8 protein-coding genes are annotated in these 8,387 nt (G+C 70.4%); 6 read left to right on the top strand and 2 right to left on the bottom strand.

Annotated elements, in window-relative coordinates:
• Positions 1-1,050: CapA family protein (locus G4D87_RS01665; RefSeq protein WP_163777685.1), on the top strand; the 1,050-nt coding region annotated here is incomplete at its 5' end.
• A gap of 26 nt (positions 1,051-1,076) precedes the next feature.
• On the opposite strand, the gene G4D87_RS39905 is transcribed toward G4D87_RS01665, so the two are convergent.
• Positions 1,077-1,199, bottom strand: coding sequence for a hypothetical protein (locus G4D87_RS39905; RefSeq protein ID WP_013941470.1), 123 nt, complete (start codon positions 1,197-1,199; stop codon positions 1,077-1,079).
• 155 nt (positions 1,200-1,354) lie between these two features.
• Between G4D87_RS39905 and prfA the strand changes: the two genes are divergently transcribed.
• The 4 genes from prfA (at position 1,355) to G4D87_RS01645 (ending at position 5,133) form a co-directional block, all read left to right on the top strand.
• Positions 1,355-2,443, top strand: a complete 1,089-nt coding sequence (gene prfA / locus G4D87_RS01660) for a peptide chain release factor 1 (protein ID WP_163777683.1) — start codon at positions 1,355-1,357, stop codon at positions 2,441-2,443.
• Positions 2,440-3,321: a peptide chain release factor N(5)-glutamine methyltransferase gene (gene prmC, locus G4D87_RS01655; RefSeq protein ID WP_163777680.1), complete on the top strand. Its 882-nt coding sequence runs from the start codon at positions 2,440-2,442 to the stop codon at positions 3,319-3,321. The genes prfA and prmC overlap by 4 nt, the downstream gene beginning before the upstream one ends.
• 14 nt (positions 3,322-3,335) lie before the next feature.
• Positions 3,336-4,598, top strand: coding sequence for a UDP-N-acetylglucosamine 1-carboxyvinyltransferase (murA, locus tag G4D87_RS01650; protein WP_163777677.1), 1,263 nt, complete (start codon positions 3,336-3,338; stop codon positions 4,596-4,598).
• Positions 4,599-4,743: 145 nt separating this feature from the next.
• Positions 4,744-5,133, top strand: coding sequence for a zf-TFIIB domain-containing protein (locus G4D87_RS01645; RefSeq protein ID WP_163777674.1), 390 nt, complete (start codon positions 4,744-4,746; stop codon positions 5,131-5,133).
• Between the two features lie 54 nt (positions 5,134-5,187).
• Here G4D87_RS01645 and G4D87_RS01640 read toward each other — a convergent pair whose 3' ends face one another.
• Positions 5,188-6,027 (bottom strand): NADase-type glycan-binding domain-containing protein, encoded by an 840-nt coding sequence (locus tag G4D87_RS01640; protein ID WP_240357937.1) that lies wholly within the window; start codon positions 6,025-6,027, stop codon positions 5,188-5,190.
• A gap of 157 nt (positions 6,028-6,184) precedes the next feature.
• On the opposite strand from G4D87_RS01640, the gene G4D87_RS01635 reads away from it, so the two are divergent.
• Complete coding sequence (locus G4D87_RS01635) at positions 6,185-8,383, top strand: ABC transporter substrate-binding protein (protein ID WP_176411863.1); 2,199 nt, start codon at positions 6,185-6,187, stop codon at positions 8,381-8,383.
• Positions 8,384-8,387: the final 4 nt, after the last annotated feature.

Genomic DNA, 8,387 nt, shown 5'->3' with positions numbered 1-8,387 from the left:
CCGGTGGCCGCGCCCCAGGCCCGCGCCGTGTCCATCATCGTGGGCGGCGACGTGACGCTGGGCCACAACTACCAGACACACCACGACGCGGAGACCGCCAAGGGCCGCCCCCAGGACGCCCTGCTGGCCTACGGGTTCCAGGAGGTGAAGCCCCTGACGGACGCCGCCGACCTGTTCGTCGTCAACCTGGAGTGCCCCTTCACCGAGCGCGGCGAGAAGCTGCCCAAGAACTTCAACTTCCGCGCGAAGCCGGCGCTGGTGGGCATCCTCACCGCCGGCGGCGTGGACGTGGTGAGCCTGGCCAACAACCACCTGATGGACTACGGCGCCCAGGGCCTGCTCGACACGCTGGACACCCTGGACGCGGCGCGCATCCCCTACTTCGGCGCGGGCCGGAACCTGGCGGAGGCCCGGCGCCCCGCAATCGTCACCGTGGGCGGCCAGCGGGTGGCGCTGCTGGGCTACTTCTTCCTGGGCACGCGCAACATCGAACCGCCCGGCGTCTTCGCCACGGAGACGACCCCTGGGGTCGCCGGCCACTTCTCCGACGAGGCCGTCATGACGCGGATGCTCCAGGAGGACATCGCCGCGGCCCGGGCCCAGGCGGACCTCGTCCTGCCCTACTTCCACTGGGGGCGCGAAGGCACCTACACCCCGGAGCCCTACCAGGTCCGCCTGGCCCACGCCGCCATCGACGCGGGCGCCGCGGGTGTGCTGGGCGCCCACCCTCACGTCCTCCAGGCCATGGAGCTGTACCAGGGCAGACCGGTCGTCTACTCGCTGGGGAACTTCGTCTTCGGAGGGAACTGGAACCCTCGCGACAAGCGCGGCGCCTTGTGGAAGGGCCACTTCGGGCCCGACGGCGGCTACCTGTCCAGCGAGATTCTGCCCTTGAGGACCGACCGCTTCCCGGAGCTGCCCTTCCAGCCGGTGCCCGTCACGGGCGAGGCGGCGGAGGCGGTGCTGCGGCTGCTGGCGGAGTCTTCAGAAGGCGTGGAGCGGATGCTGCCCGAGCTGGAGCCGTGGGCCCGTCCGCCTCCCTCCCCCTGACGACAGAGGAGGGAGTAGCCAACGCACTAGACCTTGTTGTTGGACTGGCCCTTCTTGGCGCGGCTGCGGCGGCGCTTCAGCTGGGCCTTCCGGCCCTTGGCGCGGTTGGCGACCTTCTTCTTGGAACGATTTCCCTTCTGGGCGGGCATGTGGAAGGACTCCGTGTAGGTGATGTGAAACCGACCGCTGAGCGCGGTGAGGGCGGCCCTTTTTTCATGCTCCCGCCCAAGCGTCCAAGGAATTTCTTGACTCCGCCCGCCCTTGCCAGAGGGCCGGCAAAGGGGCAATACCCCCCGGAACGACGATGATTGACAAACTCGAAGACGTCGAGCGCCGGTTCGAACGACTGACCGCCGACCTGTCGAACCCAGACGTACTCGCCGACACGGCGAGGCTCCAGAAGGTGTCCAAGGAGCGCGCGGGCCTGGAGAAGCTGGTCGAGGCCTTCCGGGCCTACCGCAAGGTGCTCGCCGACCTCAACGAGGTCGAAGCCTGGCTCGGCAGCAGCGACGCCGACGAGAAGGCCTTCGCCCGCGAGTCGCTGCCTGGCCTGAAGGAACAGCGCGACGAGATGGAGGCCAGCCTCAAGATTCTCCTCCTGCCCAAGGATCCGAATGACGAGAAGAACGTCATCCTGGAGATTCGCGCGGGCGCGGGCGGTGACGAGGCCGCCCTGTTCGCCGAGGAGGTCATGCAGATGTACCTCCGCTACGCGGACCGCCGGGGCTGGAAGGCGGACATCCTGGACATGAGCCCGGGCAACGCGGGCGGCGTGAAGGACGCCACGGTGACGCTGTCCGGCGACGCCGTCTTCAGCAACATGAAGTACGAGTCCGGCGTCCACCGCGTGCAGCGGGTGCCGGCCACGGAGACGCAGGGCCGCATCCACACGTCCACGATCACGGTGTCGGTGATGCCGGAGGCGGAGGACGTGGACGTGCAGGTGAACCCGGCGGACATCGAGATGCAGGTGATGCGCTCCACGGGCTCGGGCGGCCAGAGCGTCAACACCACGGACTCCGCGGTGCGCCTCATCCACCACCCGACGGGCATCGTGGTGAAGTGCCAGCAGGAGAAGAGCCAGCTGAAGAACCGCACCATGGCCATGCGCATGCTGCGAGCGAAGCTCTACGAAATCGAGCAGGAGCGCATCCGCAACGAGCGCGACTCCGCGCGCCGCGCCCAGGTGGGCACCGGCGACCGCAGCGAGAAGATCCGCACCTACAACTTCCCGCAGGACCGGCTGACGGACCACCGCATTGGCCTCACCGTGCACAACCTGCCGGGCGTCATGGCCGGCAACGTGGACGACGTCATCACCGCCTGCCGGACCTACTACCAGGCCGAAGCGCTCAAGGCGCAGACGGCCGGCGGCCCGAAGCCCTCCGCATGAGCAGCGACCCCTGGACCATCCGCAAGGTCCTCACCTGGACGACGCAGCACTTCGAGAAGCGACAGGTGGATGCCCCGCGGCTCACCGCGGAGATCCTCCTGTCGCATGTGCTCGGGCTCAGCCGCGTCCGGCTGTACGTGGACCTGGACCGCCCGCTCTCCAAGGAGGAGCTGGGCGCCTACCGTGCCCTCATCGAGCGGCGCATGGCGGGCGAGCCCACGCAGTACCTGACGGGTGTGCGCGAGTTCTACAACCGCCCCTTCAAGGTGGACGCCCGGGTGCTGATTCCGCGCCCGGAGACGGAGCTGCTGGTGGAGGCGGCGCTGCGCCTGCTCCCCAAGGACGCGCCCGGCCGCGCGCTGGACGTGTGCACCGGCTCCGGCTGCATCGCCATCAGCCTGGCGGCCGAGCGGCCCCAGGCCACCGTCATCGCCACGGACCTGTCGCCGGACGCCTGCGCGCTGGCGCGGGAGAACGCCCAGGCGCTGGGCGTGGCGGACCGGGTGACGGTGCTGCAGGGGGACCTGTTCGCCCCGGTGCCCGCGGGCGAGCGCTTCCAGGTGGTGGTCTCCAACCCGCCGTACATCGCCTCCGAGGAGATTGCCGGCCTGTCCGCCGAGGTGCGGCGCGAGCCGAAGCTGGCGCTGGACGGCGGGCCGGACGGACTGGTGGCGGTGCGCCGGGTGGTGACGGGCGCGCGCCAGTGGTTGGAGCCTGGCGGCCTCCTTGCAATGGAGATTGGTGAGGACCAGGGCCCCGCCGTCCTGGAGCTCCTGCGCGCCGCGGGTTACGCGGACGCGCGGGTGGAGAAGGACCTGGAGCGGCGGGAACGGATGGCTTTTGGGACACAGCCCGTGGCCAGCGAGCCACAGGGCTGAAGACGCAGGGAACCATGGACAAGATCGTCATCAAGGGCGGCCGGGCGCTGCACGGCGAAGTGCAGGCCTCGGGCGCGAAGAACGCGGCGCTGCCCATCCTCGCCTCGGCGCTGCTGGCCGACGGCACCTCCACCTACCGCAACGTGCCGGACCTGGCGGACGTCGCCACCATGCTCAAGGTGCTGCGCACCATGGGCTGCGACGCGGAGCGCGACGCCGAGACGTCGGACGTCTGCCAGGTGGGCGTCAACGGCCACATCACCCCGGAGGCGCCCTACGAGCTGGTGAAGACGATGCGCGCCAGCGTGCTGGTGCTGGGGCCGCTCGTCGCCCGCTTCGGCCGGGCGCGGGTGTCCATGCCGGGCGGGTGCGCCATTGGCGCGCGGCCCATCGACCAGCACCTCAAGGGGCTGAAGGCGCTGGGCGCGGACATCCACCTCACGGAAGGCTACGTGGAGGCCACGGCGAAGCAGCTCAAGGGCGGCACCGTCAACTTCGACGTCATCACCGTCACCGGCACGGAGAACGTGATGATGGCGGCGGTGCTGGCCAAGGGCCGCACCGTCATGGAGAACTGCGCCCGCGAGCCCGAGGTCGAGGAGCTGGCCAAGGTGCTCAACAAGATGGGGGCGCGCATCGAGGGCGCGGGCACGTCCATCATCACCATTCAAGGCGTGGACGGACTGAAGCCGGTGGAGCACGCCATCCTCCCCGACCGCATCGAGGCTGGCACCCTGCTGGTGGCGGCGGCCATCTCCGGCGGCGACGTGCTGGTGAAGCGCGTGGTGCCCGAGCACATGGACGCGATGGTGGAGAAGCTGCGCGAGGCCGGGTGCACCCTCACCGCCGAGGGCGGCGGCCTGCGCTGCAAGGCGCCCCAGCGACTGGAAGCGGTGAACATCACCACCACGGAGCACCCGGGGTTCCCCACCGACATGCAGGCCCAGTTGATGGCCCTCATGTCCGTCAGTCAGGGGACGTCCGTCATCAACGAAAACATCTTCGAGAACCGCTTCATGCACGTGCCGGAGCTGCACCGGCTGGGCGCGGACATCACCATCCAGGGGCACACAGCGGTGGTGAAGGGCGTGAAGGGCCTGAGCGGCGCGCCCGTCATGGCAACGGACCTGAGGGCGAGCGCGTCACTCATCCTGGCGGGCCTGCGGGCGGAGGGCCGCACCGACGTCAGCCGCGTCTACCACCTGGACCGAGGCTACGAGCGCCTGGAGCGCAAGTTGAGCGGCCTGGGTGCGGACATCCGCCGCGAGAAGGCCTAGGGCCGAGGGGCTGGGGGGCGACGGGACGGCGCGTTGCCAACAGAAGGCGCAAGGCGGGTTGCATCCGAAATTTCGCGCGACCTATCATTCTCCAATCGACTGGGGAGCACACCACTCCCCCCCAACAGGAGAATGGAACCGCCCCATGGATTGCCCCAGCTGCAACGTCGAGATGTCCGATCTCGAGGGGGATGATCAGACGTTGCGAAAGTGTGGAGATTGCGGCGGCCTCTGGATTGACGTCGCGGACCTCAACCGGGTCCTGCTCCACAACAACCTCCCCGGGCTGGAGAGCCAGGGCGGCAAGGTAGATGCGGAGGCACTGACCGGTCAGTGCCCCGAGTGCCAGGTCGACCTCGTCCGCGTGGACGGTGGCGACCGGCAGCACCCGCTGCACTACGACACCTGCGAGTCCTGCGGCGGCATCTTCCTGGAATCCGAATTCCAGGACGCCACCGACGTGAAGATCGCGGTCGAGGAAATCATCGCGTTCTTCCGCCACTTCAGCGTGAAGCGGAAGATGGCCATCCTCTAGGGCGAACCGCCTCGCCTCCCGGGAAGCCAGGCGGGCGGCAGCCCTCGCGTCAGCTCACCGCTGGCCGCGGAACTCCTCGCCCCACGCCTCGGCGACGGGCCCGTCGAACGCCAGCGAAGCCTCTGGCGGACGTGTCCCTTCGGAGTCCCCTCGCGGGAAACGCACCGTCACCCGCCCGTGCGGGGGGACGTCCAGGGACAGCTTCTCCCCGGACAGCGTGTAGGCGCCGCTGACTGTCGTGGACACCTCGCCCTCCAAGGGCTCCTCGGTGAGGCTGTAGGTGCCGTCCAGGTAGAAGGACAGGAAGCGGTGCGGTGCGCCCTTCAGGCCACCGAACCAGGTGCCCAGCAGCGGCGCCAGCCGGGCGTTGTAGCGCAGCTTGGGCGCCAGCCAGGTGCCGTTGAGCGCCTTCCCCCTGGAGTAGAAGACGATGTCGGTGACGCAGACGGGCGCGTCGTCCTTGGCGCCCGGGAAGCGCTCCGACACCTCCAGCGTGAAGCGGGCGCCCCGAAGTCCTGGCTTGAGGGGCACCGCCTGGAGCCCCCGCTTGTCCTCCACGCTGACGCTGCGTGCTTCCTTGATGCCGGTCAGCGTGAGCTTCCGCGCCCGGGCGCGGGCCTTGAACGCGGCCCGGTCCGAGCCGTCCCCCGTGTACACGCGGACCTCGTCCACGGTGACGATGTCCTTGAAGCCGAACGTGAAGGACGCGGGCCCCTCCGCGCTGACGCACCACGCGGTGGAGTCGCGGCCGTCGAGCACGTTGAGGGGCCCGTAGCGCTCCGGCTGGCGGGTGCGGTCGAGCCAATCGGAGGCCTGGACGTAGCCTGGCGGGACAGTGGATGCGGCGGAGGCCGCCGTGGCGGACAAGAGGGAGGCGAGGAGCAGGCGTCGCATGTCCTCGCATCTTTGATCGCCTCGCGCGCGCGGCTCCAGTCCGAGCACGCACGGAGCGGCCGGGCGGGTGCGGATGAAAGCGGCCTCGCGGATGTTGGGGTGCTTGACACTCCGTCCCCGACGGGAAGGATGGCGGTTTGTGCTGGAGGAGACCGTGATGAGACGCTGGGGGTGGGCCTGTGTGCTGGGGCTGATGCTGGCCGGCTGCAAGGAAGACAAGGCGCCGGAGGCTCCGGACGCGGGTCCGGTGGAGACGGGGCCGGCCGCGCTCACGGAGCAGGAGCCCAACGACAGGCCCGACCAGGCCCTGGACCTCACCCGCAACAGCACGGTGAGCGCGGAGCTCACCGCGCAGCCGAACAAGGCGGACGAGGACTGGTACCGGCTGGCGCCCGGCGCGCCGCGCATCGCGGAAGTCACCGTGTCCGGCCTGCCCGGCGGGGACATCACCCTGGAGGTGTATGACCGCGACCGCAACCGCCTGGTGGGCATCAACAGCGAGGGCGAGGGCAAGCCGGAGCGCTTCCCCAACCTCTTCGTGGAGAACGAGCGCTTCCTCCGCGTGGTGCCCACCCGCAAGGGCGTGGGCGGTGCGTACACGCTTGAGGTCCGCATGCGCGCGCCCGAGGACGGCGAGGAGCGCGAGCCCAACGACCGCGCCGTGGACGCGGTGAACCTGCCCCTGGGCCAGACGGTGACGGCCTTCCTGGGCCATGCCGGCGACGAGGACTGGTACCGCATCGAGCTGCCGGACCCGGCGCAACCGTCGAACCCGGAAGGCCCGGGCCCGGGTGGCACGGCGGAGGACCCAGCGACCGCGCCCTTTGGTGAGTCGCCATCGCAAGGCACGCCGCCCACGGGGGGCGGCGCTGCGCCCCAAGGGATGGGCAGCACGCGGCCCGGCGCTGGAGGCCCAGGCGCCTCCCAGGGGCAGGACGACGCGCTGGGCGGAGGCCTCGCCGGCGCACAGGGCATGAACGGCGCTGGCGCGCGGGACGGACAGGGCAACCCCGGCGCGAGGCAGGACCAGGGCGGCAACGGCTTCGAGGAGGAGGAAGGCGCGGCACCCCGAGGTCCGGAGGGGGACGGGGCGTCCGACCTCATGGCTCAGGAGGGCATGCAGGGCGGTGTGGAGGGCTTCGGGCGCGACGAGGCCCCGCCCTCCCCCGCCATGGAGGGCACCTTCGCGGGCAGCGAGCCGCCGCCGGTGGGGAGCCAGGCGGTGGGCGAGGCCATTGCGCGCGCGCTGGACGCGGGCACGGCGGTGCCCGCGCCCTCCGAGCCGGACGTGCCCCCCGAGCCGCCCTCGGTGGCGCTGAAAATCGAGCTGACCGGCGTGGACGGCGTGCGGCCGGAGCTGTCGGTGTTGTCCGCGGCGGAGGCGCCGCTCTTCACCCTGCGCGGCAAGGAGGGCGAGACGCTGTCGCTGCGCAACATCGGCGTGCGCGCCATGGACCGGGTCGTCTACGTGGTGGTGAAGACGAGCTGGGTGGGCACCGGCAAGGAGGCCCGCCGGACCTTCAACACGACCATGCCGTACACGCTCACCGTGTCGCAGGAAGAGGCCGGCGCCAGCGCGGAGCTGGAGCCGAACGACGAGCTCCACAAGGCCACGAGCCTCACGGCCGGGGGCTACCGAGAGGGCTTCCTGGCGCCCAAGGGCGACGTGGACCACTTCGTCCTGAAGACGTCCGAGCCGGTGCTGGCGAAGGTGGAGCTGACCGGGGTGGAGCGGCTGGACCTGGTGCTCTCCGTGGTGGAGCCCCCGGAGGAAGAGTCCGGCAAGGAGACGGTGCTGCTGCGCGCCAACGACGGCGCCATCAAGGAGCCCGAGCGCCTCAACAACGTCGCCTGCGACGGCGCCTGCTACTTCCGGGTGGAGGGCGCGTCGCGCAAGGTGGACGGCAAGTGGGTGAAGGACTTCGAGAACGCCGAGCAGCCCTACCGCATCACCGTCACCACGGTGCCGGACAACGGCGGCGAGGAGCGCGAGCCCAACAACACCGCGGACCGGGCGCAGGACCTGACGCTGGGGCAGCCGATGCGGGGCACGGTGTATCCAGTCAAGGACACGGACTTCTTCCGGCTGGACCTGTCGGACCGGCCGGTGCGCACGCCCATCCGGGCCACGCTGCTGGGCATCCTGAAGGTCGACGTGGGGCTGTACCTGCACCGCGTGCAGCCGGACGGGAAGCTGTCGCTCGTGCAGACGGCGGACCGGGCCAAGGGGGACCAGCCGGAGCGCATCCGCTACAGCGCCGAGCCGGGCGTCTACCTCTTCGAGGTCCGCGACGCGCGCAACCGCGAGTCCAACTTCCAGGACGCGTACCAGCTCACCGTCGAGGAGTCGGAGTAGCACC

The organism is Myxococcus vastator (assembly GCF_010894475.1).
Taxonomy (GTDB): Bacteria; Myxococcota; Myxococcia; order Myxococcales; family Myxococcaceae; genus Myxococcus; species Myxococcus vastator.
This window is presented reverse-complemented; position numbering and strand designations above follow the sequence as displayed.

Coding starts and splice junctions, on each gene's coding strand:
- G4D87_RS39905 (WP_013941470.1), bottom strand. CDS start 1,199: ATGCCCGCCCAGAAGGGAAATCGTTCCAAGAAGAAGGTCGCCAACCGC.
- prfA (WP_163777683.1), top strand. CDS start 1,355: ATGATTGACAAACTCGAAGACGTCGAGCGCCGGTTCGAACGACTGACC.
- prmC (WP_163777680.1), top strand. CDS start 2,440: ATGAGCAGCGACCCCTGGACCATCCGCAAGGTCCTCACCTGGACGACG.
- murA (WP_163777677.1), top strand. CDS start 3,336: ATGGACAAGATCGTCATCAAGGGCGGCCGGGCGCTGCACGGCGAAGTG.
- G4D87_RS01645 (WP_163777674.1), top strand. CDS start 4,744: ATGGATTGCCCCAGCTGCAACGTCGAGATGTCCGATCTCGAGGGGGAT.
- G4D87_RS01640 (WP_240357937.1), bottom strand. CDS start 6,027: ATGCGACGCCTGCTCCTCGCCTCCCTCTTGTCCGCCACGGCGGCCTCC.
- G4D87_RS01635 (WP_176411863.1), top strand. CDS start 6,185: ATGAGACGCTGGGGGTGGGCCTGTGTGCTGGGGCTGATGCTGGCCGGC.